The sequence below is a fragment of the Pseudomonas sp. Mn2068 genome, assembly GCF_049319725.1.
Lineage (GTDB): Bacteria > Pseudomonadota > Gammaproteobacteria > Pseudomonadales > Pseudomonadaceae > Aquipseudomonas > Aquipseudomonas gingeri.
This window is the reverse complement of sequence record NZ_JBMOUG010000046.1, coordinates 1-221: the sequence shown is the minus strand read 5'-3', so window position 1 is coordinate 221 and position 221 is coordinate 1. Positions and strand designations below refer to the sequence as shown.

Below are 221 nucleotides of genomic sequence, written 5' to 3'. Positions count from 1 at the left end.
AAACCGCTGACCGTCAGGGTCTGTCCCTGGGCGCTGGAGAGGATGCCCTGGTTGCTGTTATCGAGACTGGCGGCGTTAACAGTCAGGACCTTCTGGCTGACCAGCGCACCGGCATTGCCGTTGAGCAGCGCACCGTCCAAGGTCACGTCGACGTTGCCGTTGCGACTGGAGACCGTACCGTTGTTGCGGTTGTCCAGACTGCCGCCCGTGAGCGTCACCCC

General features: G+C 63.3%; 1 protein-coding gene. It reads right to left on the bottom strand.

The genetic code is table 11. The features are described 5' to 3' along the window. The coding region (locus tag ACL9RJ_RS33295; protein ID WP_422766024.1) for a hypothetical protein at positions 1–221 on the bottom strand (221 nt) is incomplete at both ends.